This is a genomic window from Bordetella tumulicola (assembly GCF_054779135.1).
Window position 1 is genome coordinate 545134 of sequence record NZ_BAAGYU010000007.1, and the last position, 21251, is coordinate 566384.

A 21251-nucleotide genomic window follows, 5' to 3' on the forward strand; every position below is an offset into this window, starting at 1 on the left:
ATCCGGCACCTGGGACGTGTGCCCCGGGTGTCGGCGTTGGAGAAGTTGAATGCTGTCGTTTCTTGTACGGCGCTTTTTACAAACCGTGCCGATTGTGCTGGCCGCTGTATTGCTGATTTTTGTGATCTTCAGCGTCATTCCTGGCACCTTCGCCTCCAGCATGAGTGACGACGGGCGCAACGTGCTTGATGCTGCCGTCATGGAACGGATGAACAAAGAGTTCGGCTTGGATGAGCCTTTGCCGACACGCTTTGGCAAATACGTGGTCCAGTTGACGCAACTGGATCTGGGTACGTCGTTTCGGTCACGTCAACCCGTTACCACCGTGCTTGCCCAACGCGCGGGGCCGACCTTGCAGCTTTGTCTGGCTGCAATGGGGTTTGCCATTGTGTTTGGCGTTCCTATCGGTTTCATGGCCGCTATGCGCCCCGGCGGCCTGCTTGACTCCGCGTCCATGGTGATTGCCGTTTCGGGCCTGTCTATCCCCAAGTTCTGGTTGGGGTTGATGCTCATGTATTTCTTTGCCCTGGTGTTGGGATGGCTGCCCAGTTTCGGTTATGGCGACGGCGATCTGAAATATTTGATTCTTCCTGCGGTAGCGCTGGGCGTCGGTCCGCTGGCCTTGTTGGCGCGTACCACACGCGCCGCTGTGCTGGAGATCATGAATGCCGATTTTGTGCGTACGGCGCGCGCCAAAGGGATGAGCGAGCGCCGAGTCGTGCAGTGGCATCTGGCCCGCAATGCCTTGGTGATCATCTTGACGACGATCGGCCTGCAATTGGGTTCAGTGATTGGTCAGGCCGTCATCGTGGAAAAACTGTTCTCGTGGCCGGGCGTAGGTTCGTTGCTGGTCGACAGCGTCACGCTGCGAGACATCCCGGTCGTGCAGGGTGCCATCCTGGCGATTGTCCTGTTCTTTTTGCTGGTCAATACGCTCGTTGACGTCCTGTGTGCCATCATCGACCCGCGTATCAAATACACCTGAGGACGCATGAAGATCAGAGCAAACTTGCTAATTGGCGGCGCGCTCTTTGCGCTGGTTGTAATCGCGGGAATTTTCGCGCCGTGGCTGGCCCACACCGATCCCGTCATGGACGCCGACTTGATGACCGCCGAAGAGCCGCCAGGCATGGCGTTCTGGTTCGGCACCGATGCACAAGGGCGAGACATCTATAGCCGCGTGCTGTATGGCGCGCGCATTTCTCTTACGGTGGGGATTCTGTCGCAGATCATCAATACGGCCATCGGCATTGCCTTGGGACTGTCCGCCGGATATTGGGGAGGTTGGTGGGATGATTTCGTCAGCGCGTTGACGAACCTCATGCTGGCCATTCCTTCGCTGATCTTTGCGCTGGCCATTATGGCCATCATGGACCCAGGCCTGGTCAGCCTGGTGATTGCGCTGGGGCTGACCAACTGGTCCTTCACCTGTCGATTGGCGCGGGCCTCTGCCTTGTCTCTGAAAAGCCAAGGCTATGTGCAAGCCGCCCGCATTCTGGGTTATAGCGACATTCGCATCATGTTCACGCAATTGCTGCCGAACATGTTGGGCCCCCTGATTGTCATCGGCACGCTCGGCATGGGCGGTGCGGTGCTAGCCGAGGCATCATTGTCTTTTCTGGGGCTGGGGATTCGGCCGCCGTTCCCCAGCTGGGGCAGCATGCTCTCCGATGCCCGCGACCAGATCTCCACGGCACCGTGGATTCTTATCTTTCCGGGCATGGCGATTTTCATGACCGTGCTGGGCCTGAATTTGTTGGGCGACGGGCTACGCGACATTCTTGATCCTCAATCCCGGACGCGTCGGACATGACTGATCAACCTTTGCTTGAGGTGGAAAACCTCAGAATCGATCTGCTGACAGACGGCCAGCGACTCAGCGCAGTCGAAGAGGTGTCTTTTACGATCATGCGTGGCGAGACCTTTGGGCTGGTCGGTGAATCGGGCTGCGGCAAGAGCATTACGGCGCTGGCTTTGATTGGCCTGCTACGCGCGCCGCTCGTCATCGGGGGGGGCCGCATCCGGTTAGAAGGTAAAGAGATTCAAAGCCTTTCCGGCCCCGAGATGCGCAAGCTGCGTGGCAACCGGATCTCCATGATTTTTCAGGAACCAATGACGGCGCTCAACCCCTTATCGCCCGTTGGCCGCCAGATTGCCGAGATGTTCGTGCTGCACAAGGCCATGGGCTGGAAAGAGGCCGAGCGCCACGCGGTGCAGGCGCTGGACAACGTGCGGGTGCCGGCGCCGGAGCGCCGCATGAAAGATTATCCGCATCAACTTTCGGGCGGCATGCGCCAGCGCGTCATGATTGCCATTGCGCTAGCCTGTGGCCCTGGCCTGCTGTTGGCAGACGAACCGACGACCGCGCTGGACGTCACCGTTCAGGCGGAAATTCTTGACCTGATTCGTGATCTATCCAAAGAGCAGGGCACGTCTGTCCTGATGATCAGTCATGATCTGGGGTTGATCGCCAATATGTGTCGCCGCGTCGGCGTCATGTATGCGGGCCGATTGGTCGAGCAACGCAATGCGGACGAGATATTCGAGTCCCCCAGCCATCCCTATACCAAGGGACTGGTGGCGTCTTTGCCGTTGCTTGGCTCGCGCGCCAAGCATGGTCGTCAACGTTTGCGAGAGATCTCCGGTGTCGTTCCCCCAGTGTCTTCTTTTCCCGGCGGCTGTCGTTTTCATCCGCGCTGTTATGCGGCCACCGATATGTGCCAGACAACCGCACCCGCAGAAACCGTGCTGGTGCGAGGGGGATTAGTACGGTGTCATCATCTTGAATCAAGCATCTAACATGGCCAGTATTTCCAGCCCCGACGTCAGCCAGATGACCAATGAGCCCATCCTCAAGGTCGAAGACCTTGTCGTGCATTTTCCGATGGGTGGTGGTCTGCTGGGTGGCGCCAAGCGTACCGTGCACGCAGTCAATGGCGTAGATCTTGAGCTCAAACGCGGCGAGTGCCTGGGTTTGGTCGGCGAATCCGGTTGCGGCAAGACCACTCTCGCGCTTTCCTTGCTGGGTTTGCAACCGCCCACAGGCGGGCGTGTCACGGTCGATGGCCATACGGTGGGTGCGGCGGGCATCGATCGCAAAGGATGGGCGCGTATCACGCAAATGGTGTTCCAGGATCCGTATTCCTCGCTCAACCCGCGCCAAAGCGTGCGCAAGACGTTGGAAGCCCCTCTACGCCTGCACGGCATTACCTCATCATCCGAAATAGAAGGGCGCATCAGCCAGACGCTAGCCCGCGTGGGGTTGCGCCCGGAGCATGCCAGTCGTCTGCCACACGAATTCTCCGGAGGCCAGCGCCAGCGCATCGGCATTGCGCGTGCGCTCATTCTTGAGCCCAAGTTGCTGATTCTGGACGAACCGGTTTCAGCGCTGGACGTTTCCATTCGCGCGCAAATCATTAACCTGCTGCTCGACTTGAAAGAAACGCTAGGGCTTTCTTACGTGATGATCAGCCATGATCTTGGCGTGGTTGAACACATGAGCGATCGCGTAGCCGTCATGTATTTAGGCCGCATCGTAGAAACCGGTACGTGGCAGCAAATTTTCAGCACGCCGCGCCATCCTTATACCCGTGCGCTGATCGCCGCCATTCCTGATCCCTCAGGCCGCACTCGGGGCACCAAGATCACCGGCGACATTCCCAACCCTTATGATCCGCCTACCGGCTGCGGCTTTCACCCGCGCTGCCCCGAGGCGCGCGAGATTTGCCGAGCCCCGCCGGTGCCCACGCTCGACGCGTTGCATCCCGAGCATTTCGTACGTTGCCGTCGTGTCGCTGAGTTGGCCTGATACGCTACAGTAGCCCCTTGATGCCATGACGCGAGCCTCTGCCAGTGGCGACCGGACACCTTCCCGAGAGAGCATGACGATGAGCCATATCCCGACCCCAGACGGTCGCGTGCCGCAAACGACCACCATAACGCCGGATGATCCATTTGAGACGGTTTGCTTCACCGGCATGGCGCCGGGCCGTAAGCTGATCATTGTGGGCGCGGTGCACGGTAACGAGGTCTGCGGGACCAAAGCTATCTTGCGTGTTATCGAAGACTGTCGCGCGGGCCGCATCAAAGTCCGCCGGGGAAAAGTCACTTTCGTGCCGATCGCCAATCTGAAGGCGTATCGGCAGAACACGCGCGAAGGCGACCGCAACCTGAACCGCGATTTCAGCGACAAGCCGATTCCCCAGAACTATGAAGACAAGGTCGCCAATGTGCTGGCGCCCTTGTTGCGCGAGCACGAGGTGCTGCTGGATCTGCACTCTTTCTCATCGCAAGGCGAGCCCTTCATTTTCTGCGGCCCCTTAGATAACACCGGACCGGTCGAACCTTTCCGGTGGGCCAAAGAAGAGGCGGCTTTCGCTGCGCGGCTGGGCGTGGATATCGTCATGCATGGCTGGCTGGATAACTACGCCCGCCTACTGGCGCTGCGCGCCGAGAACGGCTTTCGCGTGGGGCACGTTGCCGAAGGCGTGGGCACGACGGAATACATGCGTTTCTCGGGTGGCTATGCCGTGACGCTGGAATGCGGCTCACACAACGACCCCGAAGCCGTCAACGTCGCCTATCGTGCCATTTTGAATGCACTGGCACATTTGGGGCTAGTGGATGCCCCCGAGCCTGAGATCAGCATGACGCGCGGCGTAGAGATCGTTCAGGTGGTGCTGTGCATGAACGAGGGAGATCATTTGGCTCAGGCCTGGAAAACGGGCGACGCCGTCAAGGCCGGAGAAGCCATCGCCCAACGCGCCGATGGCGAGCCGTTGCTGGCGCCCAGTGATGGCATGGTGGTGTTCCCGAATGCATCCGCCAAGCCGGGCGATGGTTTCTATTATTTCGCAGCGCCTAGCTCGCGCGTATTCTGATACAAAGCGCAGGTATGCGTGTTAGCTACATCACTTGCACTACGACTTTGCCCTTGGCGCGTCCACTTTCTGCGTAAGCCAAGGCTTTATGAGCGTCCTCAAATGGGAAAACTTTGTCGACGACCGGGCGGATTGCGCCTGATTCGACGAGGGAAGTGATCTCGCGCAACTGCGTCCCGTCAGCCCGCATGAAGACGAACGTATATTCAACGCCGTCTTTTTTCGCTTGGCGCCGGACGCCAAAGCTCAGCAGACGCAGCACCTGTTTGAGCGGCCAGGCCAGACGTTTCGCGGCGGCGAACGCCGGGGTGGGAGGCCCGGAGATGGAGATAAGGTGCCCGCCTGGCTTGAGGATCTGGAGAGACTTCTTCAGTTCGTCGTTGCCGAGGCTGTTCAGCACCACGTCGTAGTCACGTAGCTCGGTGGCGAAGTCCTGCTGCTTGTAATCGATGACGACGTCCGCGCCCAATGCCTTCACCCAGCCAATATTGGCCGTACTCGTGGTTGTGGCCACGAAAGCTCCCAGATGCTTGGCCAACTGGATGGCGACGGTCCCTACGCCACCCGAGCCGGCCTGGATGAAGACGCTTTGTCCTTTCTTCAGCTTGGCGGTTTCGACCAGCACTTGCCAGGCTGTTAATGCCACCAACGGCAGGGAGGCTGCCTCGACCATGGTGAGATTCTGAGGCTTTGGCGCTAGCGATGACGCTTTCACGGCAATGAGCTCGGCGAAGGTGCCGATACGATCATCGTCCGGGCGCGCGTAGACCTCGTCGCCGGGCTTGAAGCCGTGAACACGAGAGCCGACGCGCACGACCTTGCCAGCCATATCGTTGCCCAGCACCAGGGGAAGGCGATAGGGGAGAATCAGTTTGAATTCGCCGCTCTTGATTTTGATATCCAGAGCGTTGACGCTCGCCGCGTGGATCTGGACCAGAACATCCTCGTCGCCCACCTCCGGGGCGGGCATTTCGTCGATAAGGCCCGCCTGTTTTTTTCCATACCGATTAATGATGAATGCTTTCATGAGGAAACTGCTCTCTAGCGTTTTTCAATGAATGTATTTGGGGCAACCCGCAGGCTGCAGTCTCTTCAGCCTTGGTTGAGCCATCTCATTATCTCTATCATGTCGAAGAGCGCGCGCCTCCTTATTGTCGGTAGAGGGCATTCAATTTTTCACAGGGCTTTCACTGGCAAGGCGCGACCCGATAGCGCTGCGCGACTTGCGCCTGGCGGAGGTCGGCAAGCAGGCCTAGCCGTGCGGTGTCCAGTGCCTCCCAGTGCGCGGCATCATGCAGTGGCGGGATCGTGACGAGTTCACGGCGGTCGAAGCCGACCAGTGCCGCATCGACTAATTCATCTACGTTCATCAAGTCGGAAAGCGTGTTGACGTCGATGCCTGCACGCTCCCAGATCTCGGTGCGAGTTCCCGCAGGCAACACTGCTTGTACGTAGACGCCCTTGGGCGTGAGCTCCAGGCTCAGCCCCTGGGACAGGAACAGCACGAAGGCCTTGGTCGCACCGTAGACCGACATGCCGAATTCGGGTGCCAGCCCGACCACGGAGCCTATGTTGACGATCGCACCTTTGCCTGCCTGCGCCAGGCGCGGGGCGATGGCGCTCGCCAGCCTTACCAGTGCGGTGGTATTGAGGTTGACGAGACGGGCGACATCATCCGTCGATTGGTCGATGAAGTGACCGAGCAGCGTGGCCCCGGCGTTGTTGATGAGGGTTTCGATCCTGGCGTCCTCGCGCAGGCGCGCCTCGATCGCGGCCAGATCGCTGGGCTGAGTTAGATCAGCCGCAAGGATGTCGACGGCAGCGCCGGTTTCCTCGCGCAGACGCGCGGCGAGCACTTGCAGCCGCGACTTGTCACGGGCGACCAGCACAAGGTCGTGGCCGCGGCGCGCGAAGCGCTCGGCATAGACGGCGCCAATGCCGGTGGAGGCGCCCGTGATGAGAACAGTGGTACGAGTAGTCATGTGTTTTTCTCTTGATCGAAAGGCGAGCCCATACCGCGATGTGCGGTATGGGCCAATGACTACTGGGCGTTGGAATCGGCGAGCGCCGGGTAGTCGATGTAGCCCGCGGCGCCACCGCCGTAGAGGGTGGCGGGGTTCAGCGCGGCAAGGGTGGCGCCGGTCTCTAGTCTTTCGACCAGATCAGGGTTGCTGATGAAGGGGCGGCCAAAGGCGAATAGGTCCGCTTTGTCCTCAGCCAGGCGGGCGCCGGCCAGTTTGAGGTCATATCCGTTATTGGCCAGGTAGGTGTTTTTGAAGCGGCTGCGCAACGCATCGAAGTCGAACGGTGCAACATCGCGTGGGCCACCAGTGGCGCCTTCCACGACGTGCAGATAAACGATGCCCAGTGCACTGAGCTGCTCGGTGATGTAGTCGTACTGCGGTTGGGGAGCGCTGCAGGAAATGCCGTTGGCCGGCGAGACGGGGGAGATGCGCACGCCAGTACGGTCTGCACCGATTTCCCGGGCGACCGCGGCGGTGACTTCCAGCAAGAGACGGGCACGGTTCTCGATGGAGCCGCCATAGGCGTCCGTGCGGGCGTTGGCGCCGTCCTTGATGAATTGTTCAAGCAGATAGCCGTTGGCGCCGTGAATCTCCACCCCATCGAACCCCGCCGCGATCGCATTGGCCGCGGCTTGGCGGAAGTCCTCGACGATGCACGGCAGTTCGTCCAACGCGAGCGCGCGCGGCTGAGAGACATCCATAAAGCCATTGTTAACGAAGGTCTTGGTCTCGGCGCGGATGGCCGACGGTGCAACCGGCGCAGCACCATCTGGCTGCAGATCGACGTGGGAGATGCGTCCGACATGCCACAACTGGACGAAAATCCGCCCGCCCTTCGCGTGAACGGCGTCGGTGACCTTGCGCCAGCCGTCGATCTGCGGCTGCGTATATAGACCAGGGGTGTCTTGGTAGCCCTGGGCCTGTGCTGAGATCTGCGTGGCTTCGGTGATCACCAAGCCCGCTGAGGCGCGCTGACTGTAGTAGATGGCGGCGTGCTCGCTGGGAACCAGCCCCGCGCCTGCGCGATTGCGCGTCAACGGCGCCATCACGACGCGGTTGGAGAGATTGAGTGAACCCAGGGTGTAGGGTTCGAAAAGCGATTTGTCAGTCATGGTTTATCTACTGTGTCGTGGGTCAGGCTGAAAATGGAGATGTGCAACGGCGTCACTTCTTCAGAAACGGGATTGCGTGTTTCAGGAAGCATTCGGGATACTGGAACTGGGTGCAGTCACGTGCGTGTCGTTCATATCCAGAGTCCTTTCCATGGTAAGGTTCATCAATGATGTCGATCATCATCTTTATTGTCAAGTATTTTGATGATGATCAACATCAATGTATATTACTGATTTCACTGCTGGCACATCTAGAGAGATCCTGGACATGAAGGTCACCAAAGCGCAGGCGCAGGCGAACCGGACGCGCATCGTTGAAACCGCCTCCCATCTGTTTCGAGAGCGGGGTTACGACGGGGTGGGGATCGCGGACTTGATGGCCACCGCAGGCTTCACCCACGGCGGGTTTTACAAGCACTTCTCGTCCAAGGCTGACCTGATGGCGCAAGCGGCGACCTGTGGTTTTGCACAAGGGGCCGCCAGGGCCGAAGGCCTCGATGCGCCGGCGTTCGTCAATCATTATCTATCCCGCGCGCATCGGGATGCACTTAGTGAAGGTTGTACGATGGCCGCGCTATGCGGAGACGCGGCGCGTCAACCGGAGTCAATCAGGACGGTTTTTGCGACTGGCGTTGAAAGCATGCTGGAGATCCTGGCAAACCAGCTCGGTGCGCCAGAGGACGGCATGTGCGAAGCCGACTTGCGCGCCAGACGTATCGAGGTGATTGCGCAGGTTGTCGGCGCCATGGTGTTGTCGCGCGCGTGTCCTGACGACTCGCCGCTCGCTGATGAGATTCTGGATGTTTGTCGGGCGGCAGCCCTATCAAGGCTATCCTCGCGTCTTGATGCATAGAGGACGAATTCCGCGTTCCGTCGCTCGTCTCTGTTTATACAAATTGCTTCCAGGAAGAACTCTCGATGGTGATCGAACAGGTGTTAGCGCGCTGGGAGGCGGACGAGGCGCGAGTCCGCGCACTTTTGAGTGCCGCCGACGCCAAGCCCAAGCGGCAGATCTTTGGTCTTTCGGGCATGGAGATGTTCGAGGCGATCTTTGCTGGGGAACTGCCACCGCCACCGATTGGCGAGACGCTTGATTTCGTGCCGATCCACATGGAACCCGGCGCTGCGGTATTCCAAGGCCGACCGCAGAGACGACACTACAATCCGCTGGGCACTGTGCATGGTGGTTGGTTTGCCACGCTGCTCGATTCGGCCGTTGGCTGCGCAGTGCACACGACGTTGCCCGCGGGGAAAGGGTTCACCACGCTAGAATTGAAAGTGAACATGGTACGTCCCCTGAGTGACCGAGTGCCGCTCGTGCGCGCCGAAGGAAAGGTGATCCACGCGGGGCGTCAGGTCGCCACGGCCGAGGGCCGCATCGTCGGCCCCGACGGCAAGCTGTATGCGCACGCCACCACGACGTGCTTGATCTTTGACCACGCTGCGAAACCGTCCGAAGGATCCCATGGCCAAGCCTGAGATCGTTCTTTGTTCCCCCGTTTGCAGCGCGATTGGTACCGAAGGTAGGTGGCGACCGGGGCGTCGAACGTGCAGTTCAACGCCGAGTCGAATCACGACCCCCGGATGCCCGCCTTCTGGATGACATCGCTCCACTTGGCCATCTCGGCGTCGATGAATTTGCCGAATGCGGCGGCATTGCCCGGGTGCGGCTCCATCCCCTGCGCCAGAAAACGCTTTCTGATATCGGCGTCGGCCAGTGCGTTGTTGATTTCCGTGTCCAGGCGATTGACGATTTCCGCGGGTACACCCGCCGGCACCATGAACCCATACCAGCCCGACGCGACTACATTAGGCAACCCTTGGCCGCGCAGGGTGGGTGCCTGCGGGTAGATCTCGCTGGGCTCGGCCGAGGCCACGCCCAGCACACGCAGCTTGCCACTCTGGATGTGTGGCAGTGCCGCAGTGATGGCCGTGAGGGTGGCGTCGAGGCGGCCGGCGAGCAGGTCGGTATATGCTGCAACGTCGCCCCGGTATTGCACCGTCAAGCCTTTTACGTCGGCATCGCGCAGGAAGAGCTCGGCCGCCAGATGTGGCAGCGAGCCGTTGCCGGGCGAGCCGAAGGTCAGGCCATTGGTCTGTGATTTCCCATAGTCGATCAGTTCCTGCGCGGTCTTTGCAGGGGATTGCGCGTTGACGATCAAGAATAAGGGAACCGTGGCGGACATGGCCACCGGTTGCAGGTCTTTTTTGGGGTCGTAGCCGAGTTCGCCGTACAGGGCCTGTAGCGTGGAATAGGGCGCGGCGGCATACAGGATGGTATAGCCGTCGGCGGGGGCCTGAGCGACAAATTCGTTGGCGACCCGGGTGCCGGCGCCGGCTTTATTCTCCACGATAACGGATTGATTCAGGTGCTGCGCCAGGTAATTGCCGATCAGGCGCGCCGATAGGTCACTGGGGCCGCCGGCTCCGTACGGTGCCACGATTTTCACGTTGCGGTCGGGCCATGCCTGGCGCGCCAGCGCGCTCGGCACGATACCGGTGCAAGCGGCTGCGGCGGCCGCGCTCAATAGCGTCCTTCGGCTCATTGTCATATCTGTCTCCTGGATGTTCGAATAGGAATAGGGAGCGTTCGCCTGGGTATCCGCAAGAAGCCGGGGCCCTCGCGACCCTCGAGAGGCGATGATAGATGGCTGTTTCTATTAGGACAATTTTCAAATTATTGACAACTTAAAGGTTTAGGTTATAAATCGATTTTTCACTTTCCGGCGGCTGCAAAGGATATTTCATGGCATTCGAAGTCACGCTGCGGCAATTGCGGGCCTTTATCACGGTATTGGAATGCGGCAGCTTTTCTGTGGCGGCCGATACGATGCATTTGTCGCAGGCGGCCTTGAGCGGTCTGGTCAAAGAATTGGAAAGCCGGCTGGGCGTACGATTGCTGGATCGCAACACGCGTAGCGTCAGCGCTTCGGTGGTCGGCACGGCATTCGAACCCATGGTGCGTCGCGTGTTGGCTGACCTGGACGAGGCCCTGGAGAGCGTGACCAACCTGAAAGAACTGCGTCGTGGGCTGGTGCGTGTAGCCGCGCCCGAGACGTTGTCGTGCACGTTGCTGCCGGAACTCATTGCCGGCTATGGCGAGCGTCATCCTGGGGTGGATATCCGGTTTGACGATGTGCCGATCGAACAGGTGTTGGCCAACCTGCATAACGGCAGCGCGGATATCGGCTTCGGTCCGGCGGGCGTGCTGGCCGATGATGCGCTGCAGGCGCACCTGATCCGCATCGACGCCTTGTGGGCCGCGCTGCGTCCCGATGATCCGTTGGCGATGGGCAAATCGGTCAGTTGGAAAGACCTGCGCGAACGGCCACTGATCAGCTACATGCCCAATCTGGCGGTGAACGTGCTGAGTCATGTGCCGTCGCGGCATCATCCCGAGCAGATCGTGCCGGTGCATCGCGTCAACACGGCACTGTCGTTGCTGCGCGTGAGGCCCGGCTATGTCATCTGCCCTGCCATGGCGCGATCGTTGGTCGAAGGCTTTGGCCTGGTCTTCGTGCCCTTGTGCCAGCCCGCCGTAAATTGGCGTATTGCGCTATTTTCCCGTAGCCGACCATCGTTGTCGCCCGCGGTGGAAAGTTTTCTGGACTATGCCCTGGAGGCCGCGCAGGTCGACGACGCCGGCCGTGCGCCGACCGCGCGCCCCGCGATCCCACGAGGTCGGCGTGGGCGTGAATAAATAAGATTTTCCGATAAAAACTTCGGAAATCTCGTCTTGTCCGATAAAAGACGGGCGCGTATCTTAGGCGGCCAACCTCGGGGATTCGCAACGTGCGGATGCCGTTTGCAGTTTGCAGAGGTTTTCCCATTGTCATCCGGCCGCTTATGAATTTGTCCGACCTAGATTCTTTTCTGTCGCCGCGTTCCATCGCTATTGTTGGCGCATCGACTAATCCCGCCAAAGTCGGCGCCGTGCCGGTGCGATATCTGCTCGAGCAGGGTTATCGTGGCGAGGTGTATCCGATCAATGCCGGGGCGTCGCGGATCGAGGGGCATCTGTCCTTCCCATCATTGCGCGCCGTGGGCAAGCCGATCGATCTGGCGATTTTCGCCATTCCCGCAGCTGGAGCGCAGGCGGCGCTCGATGATGCCATCGCCGCGGGAGTGCGAAACATCGTCATGTTCTCGGCCGGTTTTGCCGAGCTCGGAGAGCAAGGCGTCGTCGCGCAGCGTGGGTTTGCAGAAAAGGCTAACGCGGCGGGAATCCGGGTGTTGGGGCCTAACTGCCTGGGTTTCATGAACGTGGCGCAGTCTGTGTACGCCACATTCTCGCCGGTGGTGTCGACCGGTCTGGTCAAGGCCGGCCACATCGGCTTGGTCAGCCAGAGCGGTGCGTTCGGTGCGTACGCCTACGCCATGGCGCGTGAGCGCGGCGTCGGCCTTTCCACGTGGGTGACGACGGGCAATGAATCGGACATTGACGTGGCCGACTGCATTGCATGGATGGCGCACGACCCGGCGACGCGGGTAATCATGGCCTATCTGGAAGGTTGCCGCGACGGTGGAAAACTGCGGCGCGCATTGGACTTGGCGCGCGTCGCGAGCAAGCCGGTGGTGGTAGTGAAGGTCGGCCGAACGGCACTAGGTGCACAAGCGGCCGCGTCGCATACCGCGGCGTTGGCGGGCGACGATGCGGTTTACCAAGCATTGTTTCGTCAACATGGTGCCTGGCGCGCACGCTCCATCGAGGAATTTTTCGATATCGCGCATTGTCTTGTGGTGTCGGGTCGGCCGACCAATGCTCGCGTGGGGCTGTTGACGGTGTCGGGCGGGGTCGGCGTGATGATGGCCGACGACGCCGCTGAGGCGGGGCTGGATGTTGCCGAGCTGCCAGCGGCTGCGCAAGAAATTATCCGGGCCCGCGTGCCCCTTGCCGCGACGCAGAATCCGGTCGATTTGACTGGGCAGGTGACGGCCGATCCGTCGCTGCTCGATACCGCGGCCCGCGCGATGTTAGAGCAGGGTGACTATGGCAGCCTGCTGATTTTTCTGGCGGCGTTCGGTAGTACGCCCGCCATGCAGGCCAGGCAACAACAACTGGCCGGAGATTTACGACGGGAATTCCCCGGCCGCTTGGTGATGTTCAGTGCGCTGGCCGACACCGCGCAGCAACGCGCGCTCGAGGCGCAGGGATGCCTGTGCTATGGCGACCCGGCCAGAGCTATCCGTGTACTGGCTGCGATGGGGTTCTTTCATGCGCAACAATGGCGGCCCATGCCTGAGCCTGCCGTTGCGAGCCCGTTGGTTGCGCTGCGACCCGGCGCATACAGCGAGGTCGACGCCATGCGAGTGTTGAGCGAAAGCGGCATACCGGTTGTGTCGGCGCGCCATGCGCAGTCTCGCGAAGAGGCAGTGAATCACGCATGCGCGTTGGGTTTTCCTGTGGTTATGAAGGTCGTGTCCGCCGATATTACGCACAAGAGTGATATCGGCGGCGTGGTGATGGATATCCGTGACGCGGCCGCGGCCGCTGGCGCCTATGATCGCATCTTGTCGGCCGTCGCCGGCGCAGCGCCGCACGCGCGAGTCCAGGGCGTGCTGGTTGCGCCGATGTTGCGCGGTGGTGTGGAGTGCATCCTGGGCGTGCGCCGGGATCCTGCTTTGGGGCCTGTCGTGATGCTCGGGGCGGGAGGCGTGAACGTCGAATTGCTGGGAGACGTGGCATTGCGGCTGGCGCCTGTCGATATCGAGCAGGCACGCGAGATGATCAGCGAACTGAAGATCGCCCCGTTGTTCGAGGGCTTTCGCGGCGCGCCCGCGGCCGATGTGGAGGCGTTGGCCGAGAGCATTGTGCGACTCTCGCAGTTTGCCGTGGCGGCGGGCGACGCGCTCGACTCGGTGGAGCTGAACCCGCTGATGGTGTTGCCGCGGGGCCAAGGTGTGTGCGCGTTGGATGCGGTGTTGTTGACGGGAGCCACCTGCCGGGCATCATCCGCCACCCGGCAGGCAGTGATTGTCACGTTGCCTCTGTTCGAGATGGCACGCATGCGGGCCTCGAATACCGCGCGCAAGCATGCGGTGGCGGGGTTTGCCGGCGACAGCCCCGCGTCGACAATGCGTTGGGTGAATCAGTTCACACATACTCGCAGGCTGCGGGGTCCCGACGACAAAGAAGTCGTGACGCCAAACAACGACACACTGTTTACCAATGCGTGGCTGGACCTGTCTGCGGGGCCGCTGGTCATCGACGTTCCGGAGATGGGATCGCGTTACTGGGTGCTGGGATTTCTGGATGCCTGGACAAACCCCTGGGCGTATGCCGGGCGACGCACTACGGGCGGAGACGCGCAGCGCCTGTTTGTGCATGGTCCCGGCTGGCAAGGACCCGTGCCGGTGGGTATGCATCGGATCAGTGCTCCCAGCGACGACGTGTGGGTCATCGGCCGCATTCTGGTGGATCCCCATGCGGCGGACTTGGCGCAAGTGCATGCGTTGCAAGACCGCTTCGCCATTGGCCGAATCGACGGCACCCCTGCATTGTCGCGCTTGGATGTGCTGCTCGATAACCGCGATACCGGCATACCCGAGGCTCACGAATACCTGCGCGTGCTGGATAACATGCTTGAACGCAATCCTCCGTCCGAGCCCTTGCCGGGCTGGCCGCCCACCGTAGCGGATCTGCAGACGGCGTTGGCCGAGGTTTACACCGAGCTGCGCGACGTGGCGCAGCCTTCCGAGTTGGGGGGCGGCTGGACCACAGCGGTCGCTGTGCGCACGAGCTTTGGCAGCGACGTTCTGACACGCGCCCGTGTGGCACGCAACTGGATCGGCACGCTGGGTGTCGACGAGGCGATGTACATCATGGCCGAGGTGGATGCCGATGGCGTGCCGTTGACGGGCACACAGCGTTATGAGCTACGCTTTCCACCGCAAGGCGGGCCGCGGGTGGGCGCGTTTTGGTCGATTACGCTATACCGTCGCAGCGACTGTCTGTTGGCGGCCAATCCCATCGGTCGACATTCCATCGGCGATCGTACGCCGGGCCTGCAATATGACAAGGATGGTGGCTTGGTCATCTCGATCCAGGCCAACGATCCGGGGCCTGAAAAAAACTGGCTACCCGCGCCCGCAGGCGCGGAATTTTATCTGACGCTGAGGCTGTACCAGCCCCAGCCTGTTCACTTGGACGGCGTGTTCGATTACCCTGCGGTACGGCGCGTCGACTAAGTCGTCGGCGCAATGGTGATGGTTTATCAGGAGCAGCGTATGTTGAAACGACTAGAGGGCAGGGTGGCGATCGTGACTGGCGCAGGTGGCGGGCTGGGACGCGCCCACGCTATTGAACTGGCGCGACATGGCGCGCGGGTGGTGGTCAATGATCTTGGCAGTACGGCTCAGAATGTGGCTGAGGAGATCCGCGCGGCCGGCGGACAGGCCATCGCAGTCGTGAGCGACGTGACGCGATATGCGGACATGGAGGCCATGGCCGCCCGTTCGGTGGAGGCTTTTGGACAGATCGACATCTTGGTGAACAACGCAGGCATTTTGCGGGATCGCAGCTTTGCCAAAATGGACTTGGACGATTTTCGCCTGGTGTTGGATGTCCATGTCATGGGCACCGTCAATGCCACCAAGGCGGTGTGGTCTCAAATGTGCGCGCAGTCATACGGACGGATCGTGATGACGACCTCGTCGTCGGGTCTGTATGGCAATTTCGGACAATCGAACTACAGCGCAGCCAAGATGGCGCTGGTCGGCCTGATGCAGACTCTCGCGCTCGAAGGAACCAAACACAACGTGCGGGTGAATTGTCTGGCGCCCACCGCCATCACCGCGATGACCGAGGGCTTGCTGGATGCGCAGGCGGTTGAGGTGTTGACGCCGGAGAAGGTTAGTCCGGGCATGGTGGCTCTGGTCGGCGAAGACGCCCCGACGCGCATGATTCTGTTGGCGGGCGGGGGCAGCTTTGAATGCGCGCACATCACGATGACGCAAGGCATCTACGTAGGTGACGCGGACACCCCGGTCGATGTCCTGTGCGAACAACTCGACCGCGTACAGGCCCAGGTCGGCCAATTCGTCCCGGCGTCGGGCTGGGATCAGTCCAAGCATGAATTGGCAAAAGCCATTGAACACGCGAACTGACGCGTCGGGTGGATAGGGTCGATAAGGGACCTAACTGACAATCGTGGTTTTCTCCGACGGAGATGCCTCGTCAAGTCGAGTTACACAACCCATTCTCCTTACGACGTTCGTACCGAGCTCGCGATGCGCTCTCGCAGCCATTGATGCGCGGGTTCGCGATGGACCCGCTCTGGCCAGAGCATGAGCATCTCGAAGCCGGGTACGTCGAGAGGCGGCTCGACGACTTGCAGCGCGGCATTGCCGCTCACTAACCGCGACGGCACCATCGCCACCATGTCGGTGCTTGCCAACACCGTGTTCAGGACCAAGAAATGCGGCACGGACAGCACGACCCGACGCGTCATGCCCCGCTCGGCCAGCGCCGTGTCCGTCACGCCATGGAATCCGCCACCGTCCGGCGACACGATCACATGGTCGAGCCTGCAGAACTGCGCCAGGTTTGGACGGCGTTTCAAACGAGGGTGCCCGGCGCGGCCGGCCAACACATAGCGTTCCGTGAACATTGACGTGCGACGTAGATCCAGGGGGGCCTCACTACCGATGAGGAAGGCCAGGTCAATGTCTCCTTGCTCCGTTTTCTTCGCCACTTGCGAGGGAGCACTTTGTACGATGGCCAAGCGTGTTGCCGGCGCGGCCGCGCGCAGCGCCGCCAGTGCGGGCAGCACGATCGTGAACTCGCTGTAGTCAAAGGCCGCAATGCGCCAAGTCTGGCTGGCCTGGGCGGGATCGAAAGGATTTGAGGGGGCCACCGCCTGCGCCAACGCGGCCAATGCTCGCCGCAACGGCTCGCGCAGTTCGTCGGCGCGCGAGGTTGGCCGCATGCCGCGGGGGCCGGGCAGCAGCAGCGGATCGCCGAAGAACTCGCGTAGCCGGGCGAGTTGTACGCTCACAGTGGGCTGGGACAGATGCAGGCGTTCGGCCGCGCGCGTCACGTTGTGCTCGATCAGCAAAGCGTCGAGCGTGACCAGCAGATTCAGGTCGAGACGCCTCAAGGAATAGTTCATGCATATACCTGAAATACTGGAAATTCATTTCTACTATATCTGATGCCGTTCTAACGTGTCTCTCTTTAATGAGGGAGCACCAACCATGAACGTTCTTCTTGTCCACGCCCACCCCGAGCGCACGTCCGTCACCCATCAACTCGCCGAGATTTCGGCCGAGGTACTGAAAGGCCAGCATCACGAGGTCATGCAGTCTGATCTGTACGCCATGGATTGGAAAGCGGTGTTCGATGCCCGGGATTTTCCCAGGCGGGCTCGTGAGAATCGCTTGTCCTTCATCGAGGAGTCCGGGCATGCGTTTGCTAATGGCTACCAGACGCCCGACGTTGAAGAAGAACAACGCAAGCTCGCCGTGGCCGACGCGGTGATTCTGCATTTCCCGCTTTGGTGGTTCAGCATGCCGGCGATCATGAAGGGGTGGGTGGACAGGATCTGGGCCTACGGATTGGCTTATGGCTATCAAGGGGCAGGTAACACCTATCGTTACGGCGACGGCGCTTTTGCCGGCAAGCGCGCGCTGCTGGCGGTGTCTGTGGGTGGGCCGGAGATCGACTACTCGCCTCGCGGTATCAACGGACCATTGGACCAACTGCTCTTTCCTATCACGCATGGCACGTTGTTCTTTCCTGGCATGCAAGTGCTGCCTACCTTTGCCGTCTATGGCGCTGCGGCCATCGACGTCGAAGGCATGGCCGCGGCCGCTGCGGCCTGGCGTGGTCGGGTGGAAGGGTTGTTCGAGGACGAGCCAATCGCATTTCGTCGGCAAAACGGCGGCGACTATCCGGATCGTCACGTTTTGGGTGATCACATTGCACCGGATCAGACGGGCTTGATGGCACACATTGTCGATACTTAGCCGACGGGGGAGTCCAAGACGCGCGGCTCTTGCGCCAATGCGTGACGTCAGAGTCGATCTGCTCGCGGGTAAAGGTCTGCAAAAGGGGCATGGATACCCCTTCGTTTGCCCGATATTATTAATATTTATTTAAAAATATTCGATTTTGAAAAATTATGTATATCTATCTAAATTAAACGAAATTAGACGAACTTAAACGATTTTAAGTTGGTTTATAAAAATCGAGATATTGATAGTTCTCGTCATTTCGTTACCATTGCTAGCAATATGAAGGTAGCGCGGTGATCCGATCAAGCAGCAGGACGTCAATGGCCGGTTCTGGAACTGCATGTACTGCGTACGCACTCGCACAGTGACGACACGCAATAACGCCCACTCTAAGTGTAAATACCCAAGAGGTTATATCCCTGGTTCATCGAACCGAATTCGAGAAATTTGGTGTGTATAGAAAGTAGTTCGCAGTGTTCCGTTTAATTATTATTTATTAAAGGTAACTCATGGCTGACATACCAGTATATATAAACTATGAAAACTCGCCGGTCTCGATTGATCAGGGCGATTACCCTGACGATACATTACTGCATGCGACATATGCGTTATCGGGAGTAGATTTATCTATCTCTAATGAATCGAACTCTGATAGCGTGCTTGAGGTTGAAGTAGACGCGTATTACTACTTGTCTGTGGCCGATCCCATTGGGCTAACCTTGGAAGACAACGCGAACGTCAAGCTTGTCTCTCTGGATAACTGGTTTCTCGATGAATATGCAACAGCTGAAACATTTATATTCAACTATAGTATTGGAGATGGGGCTACGCTGGAGATGACGCCTCAGTTCATCGGCGCAGTCGTTAACGGTGGCACCTGGTGGAGTGGTGCGATCAACGTTGATTTTGGTGGTGCCGGCGAGTCGACCTTGATTTATGATGCCAGCGGTTTGGGTGGCATGGATAATCCCGAATATTATCCAAAGCTTACGGGCATGGCTGAGGGCGACCAGCTTATCGTCCCGAATACTGACCGTGCTTATTATCAGGATGAGACACTGTATTTTGAAAATTCGGCGGACGGTAGCCGTGTTGTGTTTAACGCCTCTGACCTGAACCCTGAGTGGATGACTTTCGACGGTGGGTCGATGACCTACGCGTGTTACCTGAAGGGCACGCACATTGCGACGCCCGATGGCGAAGTCAAAATCGAGGATATCAAGGCGGGCGATCAGGTCTTGACCGCCAGTGGCGGCATTGCCACCGTTAAATGGCTGGGCTATCGCAAACTGCGCAAGCAGCATATTCCGGTAAAAAATGCGCTTGTCGCCTTTCCCATTCTGTTCACGAAAGACTCGATCGCCTCAAACCGGCCCCATCGGGATTTGATAGTGTCGCCCTGGCACCATCTTTATTTCGATGGCGCGCTGATTCCGGCCATGTTGTTGGCGAATGGTCGGACGATTATCCAGCAATTCGATATGAAGGTTTTTGAGTATTTTCATATTGAGCTGGAACGGTTCGATATTATGTTGGCCGAAGGTGTGCCGGCAGAGTCGTATGTCGATACGGGTAACCGCAAGATGTTCCAGAATGCCAAGACCGCTGCATTGCATCCGGATTTTGCGCCTGCTCAAGGGCGTCCGGTGATCGAAGGTATCAAGGTAGTACGATCGGGTCCCATCGTCGATGCGGTGCGCAAGCGCCTGCTTCAGCGCGCCGAAACCATGACCCAGTGCGCACGCACGTCTGATGCCGATTTGCGCCTCGAAGTCGACGGCCAGGAGGTTCGCGCCCTGGACGCGAGCCAGCAAGCAGACGTCGTTCGTTTCGTTTTGCCGACAGGCGTTCGGGTAGGCGATGTGCGCATCCGCTCTCGCTCGGCGGTGGTGCGTGACACAGCGGTAAGCGCGCGTCGAGATTTGCGGCAAGTGGGTGTGGGCCTGGTACGTATCACTATTGAAGACCAGGACGGTCGCCGCGATATCGACCTGCAAAGTGCACACCTGGAAGGCATGCATACACCGCAGGACGTGCGCGGCACTACCATGCGCTGGACCAATGGCGATGCGGTGATCCCAGCGGCGCTGCATGGCATTCGCGGCCCCGCGTTGCTGGAGCTGCATGTACTGCGTACGTACATATACTGGGAGAATGTCCAGCAACGCGCCGCTTGATCCGGGTGGGTCTCGGCCGTTACAAATGCCCGCACGTTTATAATGGTGCATGGCATCATTCCTTTCGTTTAAAACATTCTTGCACGCGGTACCGTCCACGCAGTTTCCGGAGGCCGTCGTCGCGCTTTTCCTTGACCCTGAGCTTTTGCATTACAGCCCGTTGCAGAGGGGGGTATGAAAACGCCCAAGCGGCTGGTTCCGCTGATCGAGGAAGGGCTTATTGACGAAGTGCTTGGCCAGTTGATGAGCGGCAAGGAAGCGACGGTGTATGTCGTGCGCAGCGGCGACTCCGTGCGTTGCGCGAAGGTCTACAAAGACGTCAAGCAGCGCAGTTTCCGGCAGGCCGTGTCATACCTCGAGGGCCGCAAAGTTCAGAATAGCCGGCAGGCGCGGGCGATGGGCAAAGGCACGCGATATGGCCGCGAAATACAGGAACAGTTGTGGCAAAACGCTGAGGTCGATGCTTTGTTTCGGCTGGCTAATGCGGGGGTGCGTGTGCCGCAACCCTATATTTGCACCGATGGCGTATTGCTGATGGAGTTGGTGTCCGATGGCACGGGCAACGCCGCGCCACGCCTGAACGACGTTGAGCTGACGGTCGAGCACGCCGTGGTTTTGCATGCGCTGTTACTCAAGCAGGTGGTACGCATGTTGTGCGCTGGCGTCGTGCATGGCGATCTTTCCGAATACAACATCTTGTTGGCGGCCGATGGTCCGGTGATCATCGATCTGCCTCAAGCCGTCGATGCCGCCGCCAACACTGAGGCCGCAGCGATGCTCGAGCGTGACGTGGACAATCTGGCAAGCTATTTCGGCCAGTTTGCTCCCCAACTGCTGGACACGAGTTATGGCAAGGAAATCTGGGCCTTGTACGAAGCCGGTGGGTTGCATGTCGATGTCGAGTTGAGCGGCAAGGTCGAGATTGACACCCGCGCTGTCGACATGGATGGTCTGATGCAAGACATAGAGGATAGCCGTCTCGAGGAAGAAGAGCGGCGGCGCCGTGCGGGGTAAGCATCAGGCGAAGCCTGGTTACGTGTCATCTGACGTACAGAATATTGGCGAATCTGAATGATTCATTTCAGTGCCGAATAGGTCAGACAG

General features: G+C 59.7%; 18 protein-coding genes. 13 read left to right on the forward strand and 5 right to left on the reverse strand.

Annotated elements, in window-relative coordinates; all coding sequences use genetic code 11:
* The first annotated feature begins 49 nt into the window (after positions 1-49).
* From ACYVDM_RS10925 to ACYVDM_RS10945, 5 genes are all read left to right on the forward strand, one after another.
* Entirely contained in the window at positions 50-985 is a 936-nt protein-coding gene (locus ACYVDM_RS10925; protein ID WP_415785931.1) for an ABC transporter permease, read from the forward strand.
* A gap of 6 nt (positions 986-991) precedes the next feature.
* Positions 992-1813 (forward strand): ABC transporter permease, encoded by an 822-nt coding sequence (locus ACYVDM_RS10930; protein WP_415785929.1) that lies wholly within the window; start codon positions 992-994, stop codon positions 1811-1813.
* Positions 1810-2799 carry an ABC transporter ATP-binding protein gene (locus tag ACYVDM_RS10935; RefSeq protein WP_415785927.1) on the forward strand — a complete coding sequence of 330 codons (990 nt, stop codon included), beginning with the start codon at positions 1810-1812 and terminating at the stop codon, positions 2797-2799. Before ACYVDM_RS10930 ends, ACYVDM_RS10935 begins: the two co-directional genes overlap by 4 nt.
* Entirely contained in the window at positions 2783-3808 is a 1026-nt protein-coding gene (locus ACYVDM_RS10940) for an ABC transporter ATP-binding protein (RefSeq protein WP_415785925.1), read from the forward strand. The genes ACYVDM_RS10935 and ACYVDM_RS10940 overlap by 17 nt, the downstream gene beginning before the upstream one ends.
* A 73-nt stretch (positions 3809-3881) precedes the next feature.
* Positions 3882-4880 carry a succinylglutamate desuccinylase/aspartoacylase family protein gene (locus ACYVDM_RS10945; RefSeq protein ID WP_415785923.1) on the forward strand — a complete coding sequence of 333 codons (999 nt, stop codon included), beginning with the start codon at positions 3882-3884 and terminating at the stop codon, positions 4878-4880.
* Between the two features lie 25 nt (positions 4881-4905).
* On the opposite strand, the gene ACYVDM_RS10950 is transcribed toward ACYVDM_RS10945, so the two are convergent.
* The 3 genes from ACYVDM_RS10950 to ACYVDM_RS10960 form a co-directional block, all read right to left on the reverse strand.
* Positions 4906-5907: an NADP-dependent oxidoreductase gene (locus ACYVDM_RS10950; RefSeq protein ID WP_415785921.1), complete on the reverse strand. Its 1002-nt coding sequence runs from the start codon at positions 5905-5907 to the stop codon at positions 4906-4908.
* Between the two features lie 160 nt (positions 5908-6067).
* Positions 6068-6862 carry an SDR family NAD(P)-dependent oxidoreductase gene (locus ACYVDM_RS10955; protein ID WP_415785919.1) on the reverse strand — a complete coding sequence of 265 codons (795 nt, stop codon included), beginning with the start codon at positions 6860-6862 and terminating at the stop codon, positions 6068-6070.
* Between the two features lie 59 nt (positions 6863-6921).
* Positions 6922-8016, reverse strand: a complete 1095-nt coding sequence (locus tag ACYVDM_RS10960; protein ID WP_415785917.1) for an alkene reductase — start codon at positions 8014-8016, stop codon at positions 6922-6924.
* A 268-nt stretch (positions 8017-8284) separates the two neighbouring features.
* Here ACYVDM_RS10960 and ACYVDM_RS10965 point away from each other — a divergent pair, with 268 nt between their 5' ends.
* A complete protein-coding gene (locus ACYVDM_RS10965) occupies positions 8285-8869 on the forward strand; it encodes a TetR/AcrR family transcriptional regulator (protein WP_415787038.1) in 585 nt (194 codons plus the stop codon).
* 65 nt (positions 8870-8934) lie between these two features.
* Positions 8935-9495: a PaaI family thioesterase gene (locus tag ACYVDM_RS10970; RefSeq protein ID WP_460475383.1), complete on the forward strand. Its 561-nt coding sequence runs from the start codon at positions 8935-8937 to the stop codon at positions 9493-9495.
* Positions 9496-9587: 92 nt separating this feature from the next.
* Here the strand turns inward: ACYVDM_RS10970 and ACYVDM_RS10975 are convergent, their stop codons facing one another.
* Positions 9588-10568 (reverse strand): Bug family tripartite tricarboxylate transporter substrate binding protein, encoded by a 981-nt coding sequence (locus tag ACYVDM_RS10975; RefSeq protein WP_415785915.1) that lies wholly within the window; start codon positions 10566-10568, stop codon positions 9588-9590.
* Between the two features lie 194 nt (positions 10569-10762).
* On the opposite strand from ACYVDM_RS10975, the gene ACYVDM_RS10980 reads away from it, so the two are divergent.
* The 3 genes from ACYVDM_RS10980 to ACYVDM_RS10990 all read left to right on the forward strand — a co-directional run bounded on the left by ACYVDM_RS10980 (position 10763) and on the right by ACYVDM_RS10990 (position 16122).
* Positions 10763-11716: a LysR family transcriptional regulator gene (locus ACYVDM_RS10980; protein ID WP_415785913.1), complete on the forward strand. Its 954-nt coding sequence runs from the start codon at positions 10763-10765 to the stop codon at positions 11714-11716.
* Between the two features lie 146 nt (positions 11717-11862).
* Positions 11863-15204, forward strand: coding sequence for an acetate--CoA ligase family protein (locus ACYVDM_RS10985; RefSeq protein ID WP_415785911.1), 3342 nt, complete (start codon positions 11863-11865; stop codon positions 15202-15204).
* A gap of 39 nt (positions 15205-15243) precedes the next feature.
* Complete coding sequence (locus ACYVDM_RS10990; RefSeq protein ID WP_415785909.1) at positions 15244-16122, forward strand: SDR family NAD(P)-dependent oxidoreductase; 879 nt, start codon at positions 15244-15246, stop codon at positions 16120-16122.
* 98 nt (positions 16123-16220) lie between these two features.
* Here the strand turns inward: ACYVDM_RS10990 and ACYVDM_RS10995 are convergent, their stop codons facing one another.
* Complete coding sequence (locus ACYVDM_RS10995) at positions 16221-17126, reverse strand: LysR family transcriptional regulator (protein ID WP_415785907.1); 906 nt, start codon at positions 17124-17126, stop codon at positions 16221-16223.
* 85 nt (positions 17127-17211) lie between these two features.
* Between ACYVDM_RS10995 and ACYVDM_RS11000 the strand changes: the two genes are divergently transcribed.
* From ACYVDM_RS11000 to ACYVDM_RS11010, 3 genes are all read left to right on the forward strand, one after another.
* On the forward strand, positions 17212-17982 hold the full coding sequence (locus ACYVDM_RS11000) for an NAD(P)H-dependent oxidoreductase (RefSeq protein WP_415785905.1): 771 nt from the start codon (positions 17212-17214) through the stop codon (positions 17980-17982).
* A 497-nt stretch (positions 17983-18479) separates the two neighbouring features.
* Positions 18480-20147 carry a Hint domain-containing protein gene (locus ACYVDM_RS11005; protein WP_415785903.1) on the forward strand — a complete coding sequence of 556 codons (1668 nt, stop codon included), beginning with the start codon at positions 18480-18482 and terminating at the stop codon, positions 20145-20147.
* Between the two features lie 174 nt (positions 20148-20321).
* Positions 20322-21161, forward strand: a complete 840-nt coding sequence (locus ACYVDM_RS11010) for a PA4780 family RIO1-like protein kinase (RefSeq protein WP_415785901.1) — start codon at positions 20322-20324, stop codon at positions 21159-21161.
* Positions 21162-21251: the final 90 nt, after the last annotated feature.